This window comes from Bacillus sp. SCT118 (assembly GCF_058566435.1).
Genome location: NZ_CP191225.1, coordinates 2386378 through 2406269, shown reverse-complemented (window position 1 = coordinate 2406269; position 19892 = coordinate 2386378). Strand labels below are relative to the sequence as shown.

General features: G+C 44.0%; 21 protein-coding genes and 1 pseudogene. 21 read left to right on the top strand and 1 reads right to left on the bottom strand.

The features are described 5' to 3' along the window. Positions 1-3: 3 nt before the first annotated feature. The 6 genes from fabD to ftsY all read left to right on the top strand — a co-directional run bounded on the left by fabD (position 4) and on the right by ftsY (position 7566). Positions 4-957, top strand: a complete 954-nt coding sequence (fabD, locus tag ACQVGT_RS12200) for an ACP S-malonyltransferase (RefSeq protein WP_015383644.1) — start codon at positions 4-6, stop codon at positions 955-957. Further along, positions 950-1690, top strand: a complete 741-nt coding sequence (fabG, locus tag ACQVGT_RS12195) for a 3-oxoacyl-[acyl-carrier-protein] reductase (RefSeq protein ID WP_015383645.1) — start codon at positions 950-952, stop codon at positions 1688-1690. Before fabD ends, fabG begins: the two co-directional genes overlap by 8 nt. Before the next feature lie 83 nt (positions 1691-1773). Beyond that, positions 1774-2007: an acyl carrier protein gene (gene acpP, locus ACQVGT_RS12190; RefSeq protein ID WP_003154310.1), complete on the top strand. Its 234-nt coding sequence runs from the start codon at positions 1774-1776 to the stop codon at positions 2005-2007. A gap of 139 nt (positions 2008-2146) precedes the next feature. Next, complete coding sequence (gene rncS, locus ACQVGT_RS12185) at positions 2147-2896, top strand: ribonuclease III (RefSeq protein ID WP_003232030.1); 750 nt, start codon at positions 2147-2149, stop codon at positions 2894-2896. Between the two features lie 100 nt (positions 2897-2996). Next, entirely contained in the window at positions 2997-6557 is a 3561-nt protein-coding gene (gene smc, locus ACQVGT_RS12180; protein WP_015383646.1) for a chromosome segregation protein SMC, read from the top strand. A gap of 19 nt (positions 6558-6576) precedes the next feature. Further along, the gene (gene ftsY, locus ACQVGT_RS12175) at positions 6577-7566 is read left to right on the top strand and encodes a signal recognition particle-docking protein FtsY (protein ID WP_015383647.1); all 990 of its coding nucleotides are present in this window, start codon (positions 6577-6579) and stop codon (positions 7564-7566) included. A 35-nt stretch (positions 7567-7601) separates the two neighbouring features. Here ftsY and ACQVGT_RS12170 read toward each other — a convergent pair whose 3' ends face one another. Next, on the bottom strand, positions 7602-8087 hold the full coding sequence (locus tag ACQVGT_RS12170) for an Ig-like domain-containing protein (protein ID WP_003245834.1): 486 nt from the start codon (positions 8085-8087) through the stop codon (positions 7602-7604). Positions 8088-8264: 177 nt separating this feature from the next. On the opposite strand from ACQVGT_RS12170, the gene ACQVGT_RS12165 reads away from it, so the two are divergent. The 15 genes and pseudogenes from ACQVGT_RS12165 (at position 8265) to dprA (ending at position 19858) form a co-directional block, all read left to right on the top strand. Then, positions 8265-8597, top strand: coding sequence for a putative DNA-binding protein (locus ACQVGT_RS12165; protein ID WP_003238590.1), 333 nt, complete (start codon positions 8265-8267; stop codon positions 8595-8597). Positions 8598-8610: 13 nt separating this feature from the next. Next, positions 8611-9951, top strand: a complete 1341-nt coding sequence (gene ffh, locus ACQVGT_RS12160; protein ID WP_014113771.1) for a signal recognition particle protein — start codon at positions 8611-8613, stop codon at positions 9949-9951. Positions 9952-10056: 105 nt separating this feature from the next. Continuing rightward, the gene (gene rpsP, locus ACQVGT_RS12155) at positions 10057-10329 is read left to right on the top strand and encodes a 30S ribosomal protein S16 (protein WP_003220815.1); all 273 of its coding nucleotides are present in this window, start codon (positions 10057-10059) and stop codon (positions 10327-10329) included. Further along, positions 10329-10574, top strand: coding sequence for a KH domain-containing protein (locus ACQVGT_RS12150; protein ID WP_014476792.1), 246 nt, complete (start codon positions 10329-10331; stop codon positions 10572-10574). The genes rpsP and ACQVGT_RS12150 overlap by 1 nt, the downstream gene beginning before the upstream one ends. Before the next feature lie 121 nt (positions 10575-10695). Next, a complete protein-coding gene (locus ACQVGT_RS12145) occupies positions 10696-11082 on the top strand; it encodes a YlqD family protein (RefSeq protein ID WP_015383649.1) in 387 nt (128 codons plus the stop codon). A 4-nt stretch (positions 11083-11086) separates the two neighbouring features. After that, the gene (rimM, locus tag ACQVGT_RS12140) at positions 11087-11611 is read left to right on the top strand and encodes a ribosome maturation factor RimM (RefSeq protein WP_003232013.1); all 525 of its coding nucleotides are present in this window, start codon (positions 11087-11089) and stop codon (positions 11609-11611) included. Then, positions 11608-12339, top strand: a complete 732-nt coding sequence (gene trmD, locus ACQVGT_RS12135; RefSeq protein WP_015383650.1) for a tRNA (guanosine(37)-N1)-methyltransferase TrmD — start codon at positions 11608-11610, stop codon at positions 12337-12339. Before rimM ends, trmD begins: the two co-directional genes overlap by 4 nt. Before the next feature lie 139 nt (positions 12340-12478). Continuing rightward, entirely contained in the window at positions 12479-12826 is a 348-nt protein-coding gene (rplS, locus tag ACQVGT_RS12130; protein WP_003220825.1) for a 50S ribosomal protein L19, read from the top strand. Positions 12827-12968: 142 nt separating this feature from the next. Continuing rightward, the gene (gene ylqF / locus ACQVGT_RS12125) at positions 12969-13817 is read left to right on the top strand and encodes a ribosome biogenesis GTPase YlqF (RefSeq protein WP_015383651.1); all 849 of its coding nucleotides are present in this window, start codon (positions 12969-12971) and stop codon (positions 13815-13817) included. A 70-nt stretch (positions 13818-13887) separates the two neighbouring features. Further along, on the top strand, positions 13888-14655 hold the full coding sequence (gene rnhB / locus ACQVGT_RS12120; protein WP_003245658.1) for a ribonuclease HII: 768 nt from the start codon (positions 13888-13890) through the stop codon (positions 14653-14655). A 31-nt stretch (positions 14656-14686) separates the two neighbouring features. Next, positions 14687-16417 carry a hypothetical protein gene (locus tag ACQVGT_RS12115; protein ID WP_015383652.1) on the top strand — a complete coding sequence of 577 codons (1731 nt, stop codon included), beginning with the start codon at positions 14687-14689 and terminating at the stop codon, positions 16415-16417. Continuing rightward, a complete protein-coding gene (locus ACQVGT_RS12110) occupies positions 16414-16695 on the top strand; it encodes a FlhB-like flagellar biosynthesis protein (RefSeq protein ID WP_003232001.1) in 282 nt (93 codons plus the stop codon). The genes ACQVGT_RS12115 and ACQVGT_RS12110 overlap by 4 nt, the downstream gene beginning before the upstream one ends. A gap of 172 nt (positions 16696-16867) precedes the next feature. Then, a complete protein-coding gene (gene sucC / locus ACQVGT_RS12105) occupies positions 16868-18025 on the top strand; it encodes an ADP-forming succinate--CoA ligase subunit beta (protein ID WP_003244732.1) in 1158 nt (385 codons plus the stop codon). A gap of 28 nt (positions 18026-18053) precedes the next feature. Then, positions 18054-18956, top strand: coding sequence for a succinate--CoA ligase subunit alpha (gene sucD / locus ACQVGT_RS12100; protein WP_003238566.1), 903 nt, complete (start codon positions 18054-18056; stop codon positions 18954-18956). Positions 18957-19016: 60 nt separating this feature from the next. Continuing rightward, a pseudogene (gene dprA, locus ACQVGT_RS12095) lies at positions 19017-19858 on the top strand (DNA-processing protein DprA). The last annotated feature ends 34 nt before the right edge of the window (positions 19859-19892 follow it).

The following is a 19892-nucleotide window of genomic DNA, read 5'->3' as shown; positions in this document are numbered from 1 at the left end:
ATCATGAGTAAGATTGCATTTTTATTCCCGGGTCAGGGATCACAATTTATCGGCATGGGGAAAGAGCTTTATGAGCAGGTGCCTGCTGCAAAGCGTCTGTTTGATGAAGCCGATGAAACGTTGGAAACAAAACTCAGCTCGCTTATTTTTGAGGGTGCTGCTGAAGAATTAACACTTACATACAATGCGCAGCCTGCTTTGCTTACGACAAGCATCGCTGTTCTTGAGAAATTTAAAGAATCTGGCATTACACCTGATTTCACAGCAGGACACAGCCTTGGTGAATATTCTGCACTGGTTGCGGCTGGCGCTCTGTCTTTCAAAGATGCTGTTTATACCGTCAGAAAGCGCGGAGAGTTTATGAATGAAGCGGTGCCGGCTGGCGAAGGAGCAATGGCTGCGATTCTCGGCATGGATGCTGAAGCATTAAAGCAAGTAACCGATAAAGTCACAGAGGAAGGCAACCTTGTACAGCTTGCGAATCTCAACTGTCCTGGCCAAATCGTCATTTCCGGAACAGCTAAAGGGGTTGAGCTTGCATCTGAACTGGCAAAAGAGAACGGAGCAAAACGCGCAATTCCGCTTGAAGTAAGCGGTCCGTTCCATTCTGAACTGATGAAACCGGCTGCTGAAAAGCTGAAAGAGGTATTGGACGCCTGTGACATAAAAGACGCTGACGTTCCGGTCATCTCAAATGTTTCTGCTGACGTGATGACTGAAAAAGCAGATATCAAAGAAAAACTTATTGAGCAGCTTTATTCTCCGGTTCGTTTTGAGGAAAGCATTAACAAGCTGATCGCAGAGGGTGTTACGACTTTTATCGAAATCGGTCCCGGAAAAGTGCTTTCAGGCCTTGTGAAAAAAGTAAATAGACGGTTAAAAACAATTGCTGTATCAGATCCGGAAACGATTGAGCTGGCAATTCAAACGCTTAAGGAGGAGAATGATAATGCTTAATGATAAAACGGCTATTGTCACTGGCGCATCCCGCGGAATCGGCCGCTCAATCGCCCTTGATCTGGCAAAAAGCGGAGCAAATGTTGTCGTGAATTACTCCGGCAATGAAGCGAAAGCAAATGAAGTGGTAGATGAAATCAAATCTATGGGCAGAAACGCAATTGCTGTCAAAGCGGATGTATCAAATCCCGAAGATGTACAAAACATGATAAAAGAAACGCTGTCTGTTTTTTCTACAATTGACATTCTGGTTAATAATGCCGGGATTACAAGAGACAATCTCATCATGAGAATGAAAGAAGACGAATGGGATGACGTTATTAACATTAACCTGAAGGGTGTTTTCAACTGCACAAAAGCTGTTACAAGACAAATGATGAAACAGCGTTCAGGCCGCATTATTAACGTATCGTCTATCGTCGGCGTCAGCGGAAACCCTGGACAAGCCAACTATGTGGCTGCAAAAGCCGGCGTCATCGGTTTAACCAAGTCTTCTGCTAAAGAGCTCGCCAGCCGAAATATTACGGTAAACGCAATAGCGCCAGGATTTATCTCAACTGATATGACAGATAAACTTGCAAAAGACGTTCAAGACGAAATGCTGAAACAAATTCCGCTCGCGCGCTTTGGTGATCCTAGCGATGTCAGCAGTGTTGTCACATTCCTAGCTTCAGAGGGAGCTCGTTATATGACAGGCCAAACGCTTCATATTGACGGCGGAATGGTGATGTAAGTTTTTTCTCGAAAATTTCATCATAGTTTCTCTAGTTTTTTAAAAACGAATCCACTATAATACTTGAGGGGAGGTGAATTGCTATGGCAGACACATTAGAGCGTGTAACGAAAATCATCGTAGATCGCCTTGGCGTTGATGAAGCAGACGTCAAACTTGAAGCTTCTTTCAAGGAAGACTTAGGTGCTGATTCCCTAGATGTAGTTGAGCTTGTTATGGAACTTGAAGACGAGTTTGATATGGAGATTTCTGACGAAGATGCTGAAAAGATTGCAACAGTCGGCGACGCTGTGAACTACATACAAAACCAGCAATAAGCTGATGCTAAAAGTCCCGCCGAAACGCGGGGCTTTAGCCCTTTATTCGTGCAGTTATTACAGCATGCCGCTTTTACGCGCGCTGTATCCGGTTTAGTCAGAGAAGCGCGGTGAACCTGATGTGCCTATGGAGGTTACTATGTCAAAACACTCACATTATAAAGATAAAAAAAAGTTCTATAAAAAAGTAGAACAATTTAAAGAGTTTCAAGAACGGATTTCGGTTCACTTTCAAAATGAAAAGCTTTTGTATCAAGCATTTACACATTCATCTTATGTGAATGAGCATCGGAAAAAGCCGTATGAAGATAATGAAAGGCTTGAATTTTTAGGTGACGCTGTTTTGGAACTGACGATCTCCAGATTCTTATTTGCCAAATACCCGGCTATGAGTGAAGGAGATTTGACGAAATTGAGAGCCGCAATTGTTTGCGAACCGTCTCTCGTTTCATTGGCTCACGAGCTGTCATTCGGCGATCTTGTCCTGTTGGGTAAAGGCGAGGAAATGACAGGCGGAAGAAAGCGTCCTGCTCTATTGGCGGATGTTTTTGAGGCATTTATCGGAGCCTTGTATCTTGACCAGGGATTAGAGCCGGTCGAAAGTTTCTTAAAAGTTTATGTGTTCCCTAAAATTAACGATGGTGCTTTTTCTCATGTGATGGATTTCAAAAGCCAGCTGCAGGAATACGTGCAGCGGGACGGCAAAGGCTCTCTGGAGTATAAAATCTCCAACGAAAAAGGACCTGCGCACAACCGTGAATTTGAAGCCATCGTATCTCTAAAAGGTGAACCACTCGGAGTCGGAAACGGCCGTTCAAAGAAAGAAGCCGAACAGCACGCTGCTCAGGAAGCTTTAGCTAAATTGCAAAAACACCATACGAAACAATAAAATCCCCCTTATGACTCAGGGGGATTTCAGTATGTATGCCGTCTTATTTCACCAATGTTTATGATAGAATTGAAATACTTATTACATAAGGAGGATCGCTATGTTCCTCAAACGTTTAGACGTTATAGGATTTAAATCATTTGCAGAACGGATTTCCGTAGACTTCGTTAAAGGCGTGACAGCGGTTGTCGGGCCGAACGGAAGCGGAAAAAGCAACATCACGGATGCCATTCGCTGGGTTCTCGGCGAACAATCGGCACGCTCTCTTCGCGGCGGAAAAATGGAGGACATTATTTTTGCCGGGAGTGATTCAAGAAAGCGATTAAATCTAGCTGAAGTTACGCTTACTCTTGATAATGATGATCATTTCTTGCCAATTGACTTCCACGAAGTGAGTGTCACAAGACGTGTGTACAGATCAGGTGAGAGTGAGTTTCTGATTAACAATCAGCCGTGCCGGTTGAAAGATATTATTGATTTATTTATGGACTCTGGCCTTGGTAAAGAAGCATTTTCTATTATCAGCCAAGGGAAAGTGGAAGAGATCCTGAGCAGCAAAGCGGAGGATCGCCGCAGTATCTTTGAAGAAGCGGCCGGGGTGCTTAAATATAAAACGAGAAAGAAAAAAGCAGAAAATAAACTGTTTGAGACACAGGACAATCTAAATCGGGTAGAAGATATATTACATGAGCTTGAAGGACAGGTTGAACCTCTTAAAATTCAAGCTTCAATAGCGAAAGACTACCTTGAGAAAAAGAAAGAGCTGGAGCATGTTGAAATTGCGCTGACTGCCTATGATATCGAAGAGCTGCATGGTAAATGGTCGACTCTTAAAGAGAAAGTGCAGATGGCAAAAGAAGAAGAGCTTGCTGAATCGTCTGCTATTTCTGCGAAAGAAGCAAAGATTGAGGATACAAGGGACAAAATACAAGCGCTTGATGAGTCAGTAGATGAGCTCCAGCAAGTTTTACTGGTAACTAGTGAAGAGCTGGAAAAGCTTGAAGGCCGTAAAGAAGTCCTGAAAGAACGAAAGAAAAACGCTGTGCAAAACCAAGAACAGCTTGAAGAAGCCATCGTTCAGTTCCAGCAAAAAGAAACGGTTCTGAAAGAAGAGCTTTCGAAGCAGGAAGCTGTCTTCGAAACGCTTCAGGCTGAGGTGAAGCAGTTAAGGGCGCAAGTAAAAGAAAAACAGCAGGCTCTCAGTCTTCACAATGAAAATGTCGAAGAGAAAATCGAGCAGCTGAAAAGTGATTATTTTGAGCTGTTAAACAGCCAGGCTTCGATACGCAACGAACTCCAGCTTCTTGATGACCAGATGTCCCAATCCGCTGTCACATTGCAGAGACTCGCGGACAACAATGAAAAGCACCTGCAGGAACGGCGTGATATTTCTGCGCGTAAAGCCGCATGTGAAACGGAATTTGCTCGAATTGAGCAGGAGATTCACAGTCAAGTCGGTGCATATCGTGATATGCAGACAAAATATGAGCAGAAAAAGCGCCAATACGAAAAAAATGAATCCGCTCTGTATCAGGCATACCAATACGTTCAGCAAGCGAGATCAAAAAAGGACATGCTTGAGACGATGCAGGGAGATTTCTCCGGCTTTTATCAAGGTGTTAAAGAAGTGCTGAAAGCGAAAAAGCGCCTTGGTGGAATTCGCGGAGCGGTTCTTGAGCTGATTTCTACAGAACAGAAGTATGAAACGGCCATTGAAATAGCGCTCGGCGCTTCTGCTCAGCATGTCGTGACCGACGATGAACAATCTGCCCGAAAAGCGATTCAATATTTAAAGCAGAATTCCTTCGGCCGGGCGACGTTTCTGCCTCTTTCTGTTATTAGAGACCGCCAGCTTCAAAGCCGTGACGCGGAAACAGCCGCCCGGCATTCATCATTTCTCGGGGTTGCCAGTGAACTTGTCACATTTGATCCTGCGTATCGAAGCGTCATCCAGAATCTTCTTGGAACCGTTCTGATCACAGAGGACTTAAAGGGTGCAAACGAGCTTGCGAAGCTTCTCGGGCACCGGTACCGCATCGTAACCCTTGAGGGAGATGTTGTGAACCCCGGTGGTTCAATGACGGGCGGCGCGGTTAAAAAGAAAAATAACTCCCTCCTTGGAAGAAGCCGGGAGCTAGAAGATGTGACGAAACGGCTCGCTGAAATGGAAGAGAAAACAGCACTGCTTGAACAAGAGGTCAAAACCCTTAAGCAATCCATTCAGGATATGGAGAAAAAACTGGCTGACTTAAGAGAAACCGGGGAAGGCTTAAGGTTAAAGCAGCAGGATGTGAAAGGCCAGCTGTACGAACTTCAAGTTGCCGAGAAAAATATCAATACCCATTTAGAGCTCTATGACCAAGAAAAATCTGCTCTGTCAGAAAGCGATGAAGAGAAAAAAGCGCGCAAACGCAAGCTTGAAGAAGAGCTCTCTGCCGTTTCTGAAAAGATGAAACAGCTTGAAGAGGACATAGACAAACTGACAAAACAAAAACAAACGCAATCCTCAACGAAAGAGTCTCTCTCCAACGAGCTGACTGAGCTGAAGATCGCTGCGGCCAAAAAAGAGCAGGCATGCAAGGGGGAAGAGGACAACCTTGCCAGATTAAAGAAAGAGCTCACTGAAACAGAGCTTGCGTTAAAAGAAGCAAAAGAAGACTTAAGCTTCTTAACGTCAGAGATGTCATCTAGCACCAGCGGCGAAGAAAAGCTGGAAGAAGCAGCAAAACATAAATTGAATGACAAAACGAAAACGATCGAACTGATTGCATTAAGGCGCGATCAGCGCATCAAGCTTCAGCATGGGCTTGATACGTATGAGCGTGAGCTGAAAGAAATGAAACGCCTGTATAAACAAAAAACAACGCTCTTAAAAGACGAAGAAGTCAAACTCGGACGGATGGAAGTCGAGCTTGATAATTTACTTCAATACTTACGGGAGGAATACAGCTTGTCCTTTGAGGGGGCAAAAGAGAAATATCAGCTTGAAACTGATCCAGAGGAAGCCAGAAAGCGCGTGAAGCTGATTAAACTCGCAATTGAAGAGCTGGGTACCGTGAACCTCGGAAGCATAGATGAGTTTGAGAGGGTCAACGAACGGTACAAGTTTCTGTCGGAACAAAAAGAAGATTTAACAGAAGCGAAAAATACCTTGTTCCAAGTGATTGAAGAAATGGATGAAGAAATGACGAAGCGCTTTAACGACACATTCGTCCAAATCCGCTCACACTTTGATCAAGTTTTCCGCTCCTTATTCGGAGGAGGGCGAGCTGAACTGAGGCTCACCGATCCTAACGATCTGCTTCATTCAGGAGTCGAGATTATCGCTCAGCCGCCGGGGAAAAAGCTGCAAAACTTAAACCTCCTGTCAGGCGGAGAGCGTGCGCTTACTGCTATAGCGCTCTTATTCTCAATCCTAAAGGTTCGTCCAGTGCCGTTTTGCGTCCTTGACGAAGTAGAGGCTGCGCTCGACGAAGCGAATGTGTTCCGGTTTGCGCAGTATTTAAAAAAATACAGCAGTGATACCCAGTTTATTGTGATTACCCACAGAAAAGGAACGATGGAGGAAGCGGATGTGCTTTATGGCGTAACCATGCAGGAATCCGGTGTTTCCAAGGTAATCTCCGTTAAGCTGGAAGAAACAAAAGAATTCGTTCAGTAACGAGGAAAGAGGTTAAAAGATGAGCTTTTTTAAAAAATTAAAAGAGAAAATCACAAAACAGACAGATTCCGTATCTGAAAAGTTTAAGGATGGCCTTGAAAAAACAAGAAACTCCTTTCAAAACAAAGTGAATGATCTTGTATCCCGTTACCGTAAAGTGGATGAGGATTTCTTTGAAGAGCTTGAAGAGGTTCTTATCAGCGCGGATGTCGGTTTTACAACCGTTATGGAATTAATAGATGAGCTGAAAAAAGAAGTCAAACGCAGAAATATTCAAGATCCAAAGGAAGTCCAGTCAGTGATTTCTGAGAAACTGGTCGAGATTTATAACAGCGGAGATGAGCAAATTTCAGAACTGAACATCCAAGATGGGCGTTTAAACGTAATCCTTCTGGTAGGTGTAAACGGCGTCGGGAAAACAACAACGATCGGAAAGCTTGCTCATAAAATGAAACAAGAAGGAAAATCTGTCGTACTTGCCGCCGGAGACACTTTTAGAGCGGGAGCCATTGAACAGCTGGAAGTATGGGGAGAGCGTACAGGAGTGCCTGTCATTAAGCAGACGGCAGGAAGCGATCCGGCGGCTGTCATCTACGATGCTGTTCATGCTGCGAAAGCAAGAAATGCCGATATATTAATTTGTGATACGGCAGGTCGTCTCCAAAACAAAGTAAATCTCATGAAAGAGCTTGAAAAAGTAAAACGTGTTATCGAAAGAGAAGTTCCTGAAGCTCCGCATGAGGTGCTGCTTGCCCTTGATGCCACGACCGGCCAAAATGCAATGGCTCAGGCAAAAGAGTTCTCTAAAGCAACAAATGTTACCGGCATTGCTTTAACGAAGCTTGACGGTACGGCAAAGGGCGGTATCGTCCTTGCGATTCGCAACGAGCTTCACATCCCGGTTAAACTAGTCGGTTTAGGAGAAAAAGTTGATGATCTTCAGGAATTTGATCCAGAATCCTATGTGTACGGACTCTTTTCAGATTTAGTGGAAAAAGCCGACGATTAAGAAAAAGGCCCCTACATCTTGGGGCCTTTTCTTTTTTATCTTCTTACTTGATAGGCGAAATGATAAAGACTGTTATCAGTGGATACCAGTCTTGACTCACCAGAAAATACTCTGAATGGGATGATGTCATAGTAATGAACAGAAACAGATGTGTAATACGTGTAATACCCAGCAGCTGGCCCCAAATACATTGGAACCTCAAATGTTCCGTTTGCATCAGTCGTTCCTGAAGCAGTTTGTGTTGTGTTTCCGACCTTCGTGTCCGCTTCAAATCTTACGGGCGCGTTTGGCACTGGCTGTCCGTTTTGGTCGAGTAATTTGCCGCTTACTGTAATATTGTACTTGACTCGCCAATATTGACCTTGTCCGTAATTGATTTTACCGTATACCCCTCCATCTGTGCTGATATTTGTGATTGAGGCCTTATAAGGTGCCTCAGCAGCGTCTGCTTGCTGTGCCGGGAAACCTATTGTAAACAGGGCTGCCAGACATAACATAAACAATAAACCGATTTTTTTCATAAAAATCCTCCTTAAAATAGGGTTCATATACAATATCGGAATAAATTGGATGATATTTAGCGTATTTTGGAAAAAGTTAATCGCCGCTTTGACAAGATAAAAACTTGACAGTGTCAATAAAACCGTGTAAACTAAGTTATCGTAAAGGGATTTGACTTAACAAAGGGGAGAGCTCAAATGTCACTCGAAAAGACAACGAGAATGAATTATCTGTTTGATTTTTATCAGTCGTTGTTGACGTCAAAACAGAAGAGCTATATGTCGCTTTATTATTTGGACGATTTCTCCCTAGGCGAAATAGCCGAAGAATATGAGGTTTCAAGACAAGCTGTTTATGATAACATCAAACGAACAGAAGCGATGCTTGAACAATATGAAGAAAAGCTGCTCCTTTTGAAAAAGTTTCAGGAGCGTAAAGAGATGTTTAATAAGCTGAAGGAGCTTGCTTCCGGTTCAAAAGAAGAGGAAGAAATTACAGCTCTGATTGAAGCGCTTGAGAAATTAGATTAGGAGGCGGCAAACTATGGCATTTGAAGGATTAGCCGACCGACTGCAGCAGACGATTTCTAAAATCCGCGGAAAAGGGAAAGTCAGCGAACAAGATGTAAAAGATATGATGCGTGAGGTTCGTCTTGCGCTGCTTGAGGCTGACGTTAACTTTAAAGTAGTCAAAGATTTTGTCAAAAAAGTAAGTGAACGCGCTGTAGGCCAAGACGTCATGAAAAGTCTGACGCCCGGCCAGCAGGTCATTAAAGTTGTTAAAGAGGAACTGACTGAGCTGATGGGCGGCGAAGAGAGCAAAATCGCCGTCGCAAAAAGGCCGCCGACTGTTATTATGATGGTCGGTCTCCAAGGTGCCGGTAAAACGACAACAAGCGGTAAGCTTGCGAATCTGCTGCGCAAAAAGCATAATCGCAAACCGATGCTGGTTGCTGCCGATATTTACCGCCCAGCCGCAATTAAGCAGCTGGAAACACTCGGCAAACAGCTTGATATGCCTGTTTTCTCTCTTGGCGATCAGGTCAGTCCTGTAGAAATAGCTAAACAGGCTATTGAGAAAGCCAAGGAAGAACATTATGACTATGTCATTTTGGATACGGCAGGCCGCTTGCATATCGACCATGAACTGATGGATGAACTGACCAACGTCAAAGAAATCGCGAATCCGGAAGAAATTTTCCTGGTTGTCGATTCAATGACCGGTCAGGACGCTGTGAATGTTGCCAAAAGCTTTAATGAACAGCTCGGTTTAACCGGTGTTGTGTTAACTAAGCTGGATGGAGACACACGCGGCGGGGCTGCGCTTTCTATTCGCGCTGTCACAAACACGCCAATTAAGTTCGCAGGTTTGGGCGAAAAGCTTGATGCGTTAGAGCCGTTCCATCCTGAACGCATGGCATCAAGGATTCTCGGCATGGGCGACGTGCTGACATTGATTGAAAAAGCACAGGCCAGCGTTGATGAAGACAAAGCCAAAGAGCTGGAACAAAAAATGAGAACGATGAGCTTCACATTGGACGATTTTCTGGAGCAGCTCGGGCAAGTCAGAAACATGGGGCCGCTTGATGAGCTTCTGCAAATGATGCCGGGTGCAGGTAAAATGAAAGGCCTGAAAAACATCCAAGTTGATGAAAAACAGCTGAATCATGTGGAAGCAATCATTAAATCAATGACTGTTCTTGAAAAAGAACAGCCGGATATCATCAATGCCAGCCGGCGGAAGCGGATTGCAAAAGGAAGCGGGACATCCGTACAGGAAGTCAACCGTCTGCTTAAGCAGTTTGATGAAATGAAAAAAATGATGAAGCAGATGACAAACATGTCAAAAGGCAAGAAAAAAGGGTTTAAGCTACCTTTTATGTAATCGGTTATACATGATAAAACCGTTGTTAAGAAAAAACACTTTACAAACACTTTTATCATTGTTAATATACTATCTTGTTGAAATATTTTCGGAGGTGCTAGTAAAATGGCAGTAAAAATTCGTTTAAAACGTATGGGAGCAAAAAAATCTCCTTTCTATCGTATTGTTGTAGCAGATTCTCGTTCACCACGTGACGGCCGTTTCATCGAAACAGTCGGAACTTACAACCCGGTTGCAAAACCAGCGGAAGTAAAAATTGACGAAGAGCTTGCTCTTAAATGGCTTCAAACTGGAGCGAAACCATCTGATACAGTTCGCAACTTGTTCTCTAGCCAAGGAATCATGGAAAAATTCCACAACGCTAAACAAGGCAAGTAATGACTGATCAACACTTGGAAGATTTGATTGTCCACATTGTGACGCCGCTTGTTGATCATCCAGATGACATTCGCGTCATAAGAGAAGAAACCGATCAAAAGATTGCGCTGCGCTTATCTGTCCATAAGTCAGATACCGGTAAAGTTATCGGAAAGCAAGGCCGGACTGCAAAAGCGATTCGAACAGCTGTATTTGCAGCTGGCGCACAGTCTTCTAAGAAAGTTCAATTTGAAATATTTGACTAAAAGGGAGAGGGCCGGCACCTCCCCTTTTTTTACACGCAAAAAAAGGGTAAACTGATAGAAGCTTAGGCAAAATAGAAAAGCCTGGGCGAGAAAAAGTTTTAAAAGCGGGGAGCTTGGTGCGATGCAAATTATTCACCGTGTAGCCGTTATGCAAGTCTTAACCGAGCGCAGTAAAGAAAAGCTTTTAGCTTCTTTTGCCGAGAAGAAACAAATGCTTGAACGAGAATGCAGCCAGCTCTATTTTCAGCTTAGAAAACATGAGAAAGAACAGCAAAACCCTGATATGATTGAACAATTTAAAAAGGCAATAGGAAAGCGAAAAGATGATATAAAAATCATTGATTTTCAAATTGCTCAAGTACATACATTGCCGCTTGGCAGTGAGTTGAAAGAAAAGGAAGTCGATGCGCTGCTGACGATTGAAGCCGGGGATGACTGGCATGAGAAAACAGCAGCGAACACCATCGTCATAAAAGACGGAAAAGTAATTGAAATTCGCCAGAGGTGATCATATGACAAAGCGATGGTTTAATGTAGGCAAAATCGTAAATACCCACGGAATCAAAGGCGAAGTGCGGGTGATTTCAAAAACAGACTTTGCCGAAGAACGATACAAGCCGGGAAACACGCTGTATTTGTTTATGGACGGCCGTAACGAACCAGTGGAGGTAACGGTAAACACACATAGACTGCATAAGCAATTTCATCTCCTGCAGTTTAAAGAAAGACAAAACCTAAATGAAGTAGAAGAGCTGAAAAACGCAATCATTAAAGTTCCTGAAGAAGAATTAGGAGAGCTGAATGAGGGTGAATTTTATTTCCACGAAATTATTGGGTGTGAAGTATTTACTGAAGAAGGCGAACTCATCGGAAAGGTCAAAGAAATTTTGACGCCTGGAGCCAATGACGTTTGGGTCATCGGAAGAAAAGGAAAAAAAGACGCACTCATTCCTTACATTGAATCAGTGGTCAAACATATCGATGTCAGGGAAAAGAAAATTGAGATTGAACTCATGGAAGGGTTAATAGACGAATGAAAATCGACTTTTTGACGCTGTTTCCCGAAATGTTTGAAGGCGTGCTCGGCTCATCGATTCTTCAAAAAGCCCAGGAAAAAGATGCGGTGCAGTTTCAAGTCGTAAATTTCCGGAAGTACTCTGATAACAAGCACAATACTGTTGATGATTATCCTTATGGCGGCGGGGCAGGCATGGTTCTCAAGCCTCAGCCTGTTTTTGACGCGGTCGAGGACCTGACATCAAAGGCAGCCGCTGCTCCGCGTATTATCCTCGTATGCCCGCAAGGTGAGCGCTTTACTCAAAAAAAAGCCGAACAATTAGCAAAGGAAGAACATTTGCTGTTCATTTGCGGCCACTATGAAGGCTATGATGAACGCATTCGCGAGCACTTGGTAACGGATGAAATATCAATTGGCGACTTTGTTCTGACGGGCGGTGAGCTCCCTGCAATGATGATCGCAGACAGTGTAGTCAGACTGCTTCCGGGTGTACTGGGTAAAGAGGCTTCCCATATTGAGGATTCCTTCAGCACCGGACTTTTAGAGCACCCGCATTATACAAGACCGGCAGATTACAAAGGTTTAAAAGTGCCTGAAACACTCTTGTCAGGAAACCATGCAAAAATTGAAGAATGGCGAAATAAAGAATCGATCAGAAGGACCTACCTAAGACGTCCGGATCTGTTGAAAGACTACCCGCTTACAGAGCAGCAAAGAAAGTGGATTTCTGAATGGGAAAAAGAATAGATTTTATTGCATAGGCTATGAAATTGTGATAAGATACTACTTGTGGCTTAAGCGGGCTTATCCGCTGCAAGCTTGAAAACGATGTTCCGCTGTGCCGGTTTTTGTGGCCAAGAGCATCTGTTGGAAGGAGTTGAAAACGATGCAAAAACTAATTGAAGATATCACAAAAGAACAGCTTCGTACTGATCTTCCTGCGTTCCGTCCTGGTGACACTTTACGTGTACACGTTAAAGTTGTTGAGGGTAACCGTGAGCGTATCCAGATCTTTGAAGGTGTTGTGATTAAGCGTCGTGGTGGTGGAATTAGCGAAACGTTCACAGTTCGTAAGATTTCTTACGGTGTTGGCGTTGAACGTACTTTCCCTGTACACACACCAAAAATCGCGAAAATCGAAGTTGTACGTTACGGTAAAGTACGCCGTGCTAAACTTTACTATCTGCGTGAACTTCGCGGAAAAGCGGCTCGTATTAAAGAGATCAGACGATAATGATAACGAACGAAAAGAGCTTGTTACCTGTAACAAGCTCTTTTTTTATACAGAATTTGAAAATGCCGGACAGGCATCGTAAAATACATAAAGGACAACAATGAATCATGCATACTGAAGATAAAGGCGGTGTTCGTGTCACATGACAATTCAATGGTTCCCGGGCCATATGGCAAAAGCAAGAAGGGAAGTAACCGAAAAATTAAAATTAATCGATATCGTATATGAATTGGTAGATGCCAGAATTCCAATGTCATCAAGAAACCCAATGATTGAAGATATTCTAAAAAACAAGCCGCGAATTATGCTGTTAAACAAGGCTGACAAAGCAGATGCGGCAGTTACACAGCAGTGGAAAGAGCACTTTGAGAAGCAGGGGATCCGCTCTCTGTCTATTAATTCTGTAAATGGACAAGGGTTAAATCAAATTGTGCCTGCATCAAGAGAGATCCTCCAAGAAAAATTTGACCGGATGCGTGCGAAAGGTGTGAAGCCGAGAGCGATTCGCGCTTTGATTATCGGCATTCCAAACGTCGGAAAATCAACGCTCATCAACCGGCTTGCAAAGAAAAACATAGCAAAAACGGGAGACAGACCTGGTATTACGACTTCTCAACAGTGGGTCAAAGTTGGGAAAGAATTAGAGCTATTAGATACACCGGGAATTTTGTGGCCTAAATTTGAGGATGAACTTGTCGGTTTGAGACTGGCAGTCACCGGGGCTATTAAAGACTCGATTATCAATTTGCAGGATGTGGCCGTGTTTGGTCTTCGTTTTCTCGAAGAACATTACCCAGAACGGCTTAAAGAGCGTTATGGCCTTGAGGAGATCCCAGAGGACATTGCCGAGCTGTTTGATGCAATAGGTGAAAAGCGGGGCTGTCTCATGAGCGGTGGGCTCATTAACTACGATAAGACGACTGAAGTCATCATTCGCGATATTCGCACTGAAAAGTTCGGCAGGCTGTCATTTGAACAGCCGACGATGTAAAGGCGCGCAGAAATGCGGGTCTTTATTTTTTCTTGGCTGAACCGATACATACAGTAAGGGAGAAGAGAAAGTGAATACATTAACCGTAAAGGACATTAAAGACCGTTTGCAGGAAGTGAAGGATGCACAAGACCCATTTATTGCCCAATGCGAAAACGACCCGAGAAAAAGCGTTCAAACGCTTGTAGAGCAATGGCTTAAAAAGCAAGCGAAAGAAAAAGCGCTGAAAGAACAATGGGTGAATATGACTTCCTATGAAAGGCTGGCAAGAAACAAAGGATTTCGCTTGATTGCAGGTGTTGACGAGGTCGGCCGGGGGCCATTGGCAGGACCAGTTGTCGCCAGCGCAGTCATCCTTCCAGAGGAATGTGAAATACTTGGGCTGACAGACTCCAAAAAGCTTTCAGAGAAAAAACGCGAGGAATATTACGAGCTTATTATGAAGGAAGCACTGGCGGTCGGGATAGGAATTGTAGAAGCTACTGTGATTGATGAGATCAATATATATGAAGCTTCAAAAATGGCAATGGTGAAAGCGATACAGGATTTGTCGGATACACCTGATTATTTGCTTGTTGACGCAATGACACTTCCGCTCGACACGGCTCAGGCGTCAATTATAAAAGGAGATGCCAAAAGCGTGTCTATTGCGGCAGGTGCGTGTATCGCAAAAGTGACGAGGGACCGAATGATGAGCGCTTATGCCGAAACGTATCCCATGTACGGCTTTGAAAAAAATAAAGGCTATGGGACAAAAGAACATTTGGAAGCTCTTGCTGCATACGGCCCAACTGAATTGCACCGCAAAACTTTCGCTCCTGTTCAATCTTTCAGATAAATCACCATGGACAAGGAGGCACCTTTTTAAAATGAACATACGAAATGATGTGCAAAAGGCGCTGCAGCACCTTTTCGGGCGTACAGCCGTCCCGCAGGAAACATCAAAAGTAAACGAAGCGCTAAACGGGGAGAAGCGTCTCCTCTTAGGAAAAGTGCTTCGTTTACTAGGAGATCAGCATGCCCTGATCCAAGTCGGCAATCAAACTGTTCAGGGAAAACTTGAAACCCAGCTTCGTCCTCAGGCATACTATTGGTTTTCCTACGAAAAAAAAACGGCAGAACAAACAGGCCGTCTTCAGGTCGTTCAAAGCTTTGATCAAAATCCTAAAACCATTCAGGATGCAGCTGGCAAACTTTTAAATGCCATTTCAGTGAAGACGTCAAACGCAGCTCTCATGATGACAGGAGCGATGCTGAAAAGCAAAACACCCGTAACAGAAAATGATATCAAAACAGCTGTCCGCTGGATGGACACGCTGCCTTCGCAAGACACAAAAAAAGCAGTTGAAACGGTTCTCTTCGCTTTAAAGCGTGATCTTCCCATTCACTCCGAGATTTTGAATGGTGTTCATGCTGTGAAATCGCCTGTTCCGTTGCATCAGCACGTATCCCAGCTGCTTCGGGCAATCGACCAAAACCCTCAGCAGAGCCAAATGATATCAAAGCTAAAGGAAGCAGTTACGGTGCTTTTAAATAGTGAAATCGATGTCCATGCAGAACGGCTGATTGATAAGCTTATTTCTTTAACCGACAATACGAAAGCACCTTCTCCGGCGAATACAGCTGGAAGCAGGGAGCTTAGCACACCAGCTGGCTCCCCCGGAAAAGCCAGCCTGCCGATTGCAAATCACACAGCAGAACAGAGAAGCATACAAGAAGAGCCTGTTAAAACAGCAGCAGACATTCCAATTAAAGAAGCCCGCCAGCTGCTGGTGAAGCTGACGGAATCTGCTGAAAAAAACAGTCTCCAAATTGTGAAAGAGGCAGCAAATTGGATTAAAGCGGCTGCTTCATCGGGTGATAGTAAGTCACTTGCAGCTTCAGCTGTTTTACAGGCGGCACAAGTCACAGACCAGGAAGCCGAAGTCTTTTTAAAGGCTGTTCAGCAGACAGCACCCCATTTGGCGGATAAGGCAGATGTTCTTTCTTTCTTATCCAAAGTGAAAACGGCAATCGGCGCAAGGGACGAGGTTGCGTTCATTAAAGCGTTTGAACAAGGAAGCGCAGTCACATCTGGCGAAATGCAATCCATCAAGCTGGCTCTTTCTGCTTTAAGAGCATCGCATGAGGTAGCCGAACCAGTCAAACAAGAAGCCGATCAGCTTTTTCATAAATTAAATGGCCAGCTTTTCATGCAGCAGGACCATCCGTCATACAGCCAAATTGTAATGTCATTTCCGATGTTTTCGAAGTCAGGGGTTCAGGACATGACTGTTCTGTTTAAAGGAAAGAAGGAAGCAGATGGAAAGCTTGATCCTTCCCATTGCCGCCTTTTGTTTTTGCTGCAGCTTGATACACTAAAAGAAACCGTCGTTGATTGCTTGGTACAGCAAAAAGTCATGACGATTACAATAGAGACTGATTTCGAGCTGCAGGCTGCGATCGATCCGATGGTGCCCGCGCTTAAACAGGGGCTAAAGGAAATGGGGTACAGCCTTTCAGGGGTAAACGCTAAAAAAAGGGATCACACCGAAGAAAAGGCTTCAATCGATCAATATATAACAAGTATCAGTGATCAGGAAGTGGATGTGAAAATATGAAAGAGCAGACACCGATCAGAAAAGCTGTTGCTCTCCATTATGACGAACAAAAAGACAAGGCGCCGAGAGTGATTGCCACAGGGAAGGGCCATGTAGCCGACAACATTATCAAAGAAGCGAAAAAAGCAGGGGTCCCGATTCAAGAAGATCGGACCCTTGTCGAATTAATGCGCCATTTGACGGTAGATGATCAAATTCCTGAAGCTCTTTATGAAACGGTAGCCGAGATTTTTTCATTCATTTACAAATTGGACGAAAGCGTAAAAAACAAAAAATAGCTAAAATATTCCCCACCCTCCTTTGAAATTTATGTTTTTAATAAAGTAAAAGTTTGAATGTTTAGAAGGATTAAAAGATTTTGCATCGAACTGTAGACAATTCTTCCAGTATTATTATAGAATGAAAGCGCAGTCTATTTTAGTTTTGTTACATAAGTTAGGAGGATGGGAAATGAATATCCATGAGTACCAGGGAAAAGAAGTCCTCAGAAAATATGGGGTATCTGTTCCTGAAGGTAAAGTGGCTTTTACAGCAGAAGAAGCAGTTGAGAGTGCAAAGAGCTTATCCAGCTCGGTTTATGTCGTAAAGGCTCAAATTCATGCTGGCGGTCGAGGCAAAGCTGGTGGGGTAAAAATAGCAAAATCATTAGACGAAGTAAAAGCGTATGCCGAAGAACTATTAGGGAAGACCCTAGTTACACATCAGACGGGTCCGGACGGCCAAGTAATAAAACGCTTACTTATTGAAGAAGGCTGCGATATTAAAAAAGAATATTACATCGGTCTAGTGCTTGACCGCGCCACTTCAAGAATCGTTTTGATGGCTTCTGAAGAAGGCGGAACGGAAATTGAAGAGGTTGCGGAGAAAACACCGGAAAAAATCAAAAAAGCTGTCATTGATCCGGCTGTTGGCCTTCAAGGCTATCAAGCCAGAGAAATTGCATTCGCTATTAATATTCCAAAAGAGCTCGTGGGAAAAGCTGCTAAATTTATGCTTGGACTATATAAAGCGTTTGTTGAGAAAGACTGCTCAATCGCCGAAATCAATCCGCTTGTTGTGACCGGCGACGGAAATGTGATGGCGCTTGATGCAAAATTGAATTTTGACAGCAATGCGTTGTACCGACAAAAGGACATTATGGAATACAGAGATTTGGATGAAGAAGATCCGAAAGAAATTGAAGCGTCCAAATATGATCTAAGCTACATTTCCCTTGATGGAAATATCGGCTGTATGGTAAACGGCGCGGGACTTGCAATGTCCACGATGGATATTATCAAGCATTATGGAGGAGAACCGGCCAACTTCCTTGATGTGGGCGGCGGTGCAACCGCGGAAAAAGTCACGGAAGCATTTAAAATCATTCTTTCTGATCAAAACGTTAAAGGGATTTTTGTCAACATTTTCGGCGGCATTATGAAATGTGATGTCATCGCAGAAGGGGTTGTTGAAGCGACTAGACAAGTTGGTTTGACATTGCCGCTTGTCGTCCGTCTTGAAGGCACAAACGTGGATCTAGGGAAGAAAATCCTTAGTGAATCAGGATTAAACATTACATCTGCGGAATCAATGGCTGACGGCGCGCAGAAAATCGTATCCTTAGTTTAAGAAAGAATGAAAGGCAGGGGACCAAATAATGAGTGTTTTCATTAATAAAGATACAAGAGTTATTGTGCAAGGGATTACAGGTTCTACCGCTTTATTTCATACGAAGCAGATGCTCGAATACGGCACAAATATCGTTGGCGGTGTAACACCTGGAAAAGGCGGAACTGAAGCGGAAGGTGTTCCTGTATTTAATACAGTGGCTGAAGCAGTTCAAACGACCGGTGCTAACGCGTCTGTTATATATGTGCCCGCACCGTTTGCAGCTGATGCGATTATGGAAGCGGTAGATGCGGAGCTTGATCTCGTGATTTGTATCACAGAACATATCCCGGTTTTGGATATGGTGAAGGTCAAACGCTTCATGGAAGGCAAGAAAACGAGACTGATAGGGCCGAACTGTCCTGGTGTCATTACGCCTGAAGAATGTAAAATCGGCATTATGCCCGGATACATCCATAAAAAGGGTCATGTAGGCGTTGTATCACGTTCAGGAACATTAACATACGAAGCGGTGCACCAGCTCTCAGAAGCGGGTGTAGGGCAATCTACAGCTGTTGGAATCGGCGGCGACCCTGTAAATGGAACAAACTTTATTGACGTTTTAAAAGCGTTTAACGAAGATCCTGACACACACGCAGTCATCATGATTGGCGAAATCGGCGGTACTGCCGAAGAGGAAGCGGCAGAGTGGGTAAAAGCCAACATGACAAAACCGGTAGTCGGTTTTATCGGCGGTAAAACAGCACCTCCTGGGAAGCGCATGGGGCATGCAGGCGCCATTATTTCCGGCGGAAAAGGGACAGCTGATGAAAAAATCAAAACCCTTAATGCATGCGGAATCGAAGTTGCAGAGACACCTTCTGTCATGGGTGAAACCTTAATCAAGGTGCTGAAAGAGAAGAACTTGTTCGAAACTTGTAAAACGCATTAATAAAAAAGGGACAGCCGTCAAGGCTGTTCCTGCTTTTTCTAACAAAAGGAGGTCAATCTATTGGATCAGGCCGCTGCCTGCTTAACGATTTGCAGAATCAATCAATTATTATCCCCATCCCTTCTATTAAAATGGTGGAAAGCCGATCCGTCTATGTCGCTGACATCACCCGTGTTACAAACGGTTACTCAAAGCTCCAGCGTGTACTTGCTGCTTATCGTGAGCAAGGCATTAACACCATCCCTATTTCTTCAAAGCAATATCCTTTCTGGCTTAAAAGCATTTATGATCCCCCCGCCGTACTGTTTGCAAAAGGTGATATGACTCTTCTTTCGAAAGGGAGAAAAATTGGAATTGTAGGGACAAGAAATCCAACAGCTTATGGGAAACAAGTTGTCAATCATCTTACAAAAGAGATCTGTCGTAAAGGTTGGGTGATTGTCAGCGGACTGGCGTCTGGGATAGACGGAATGTCCCATGCTGCAAGTATTAAGGCGAAGGGGCGGACAATTGGCGTCATTGCAGGCGGATTTCAACACATTTATCCCCGAGAAAACCTTCAGTTAGCAGATCACATGGCTAAACACCATATCCTGCTGTCAGAGCACCCACCTGAAACTAAACCTCAAAAATGGCATTTCCCTATGAGAAACCGTATTATCAGCGGACTGAGTGAAGGCGTTATTGTCGTTCAGGGCAAAGAAAAAAGCGGTTCGCTGATTACTGCCTATCAAGCATTGGAACAAGGGAGAGAGGTATTTGCCGTACCCGGTTCATTATTTGACCCTTACGCCGGAGGTCCTATAAAACTGATCCAGCAGGGGGCTAAAGCCATATGGTCAGCAGAGGATATTTTCGAGGAACTTCCTGAGAGAAACGTTCAATATACGGAACCCTTTTGAATTATCGTTTGACAAACGGTATTGTAATATTTAA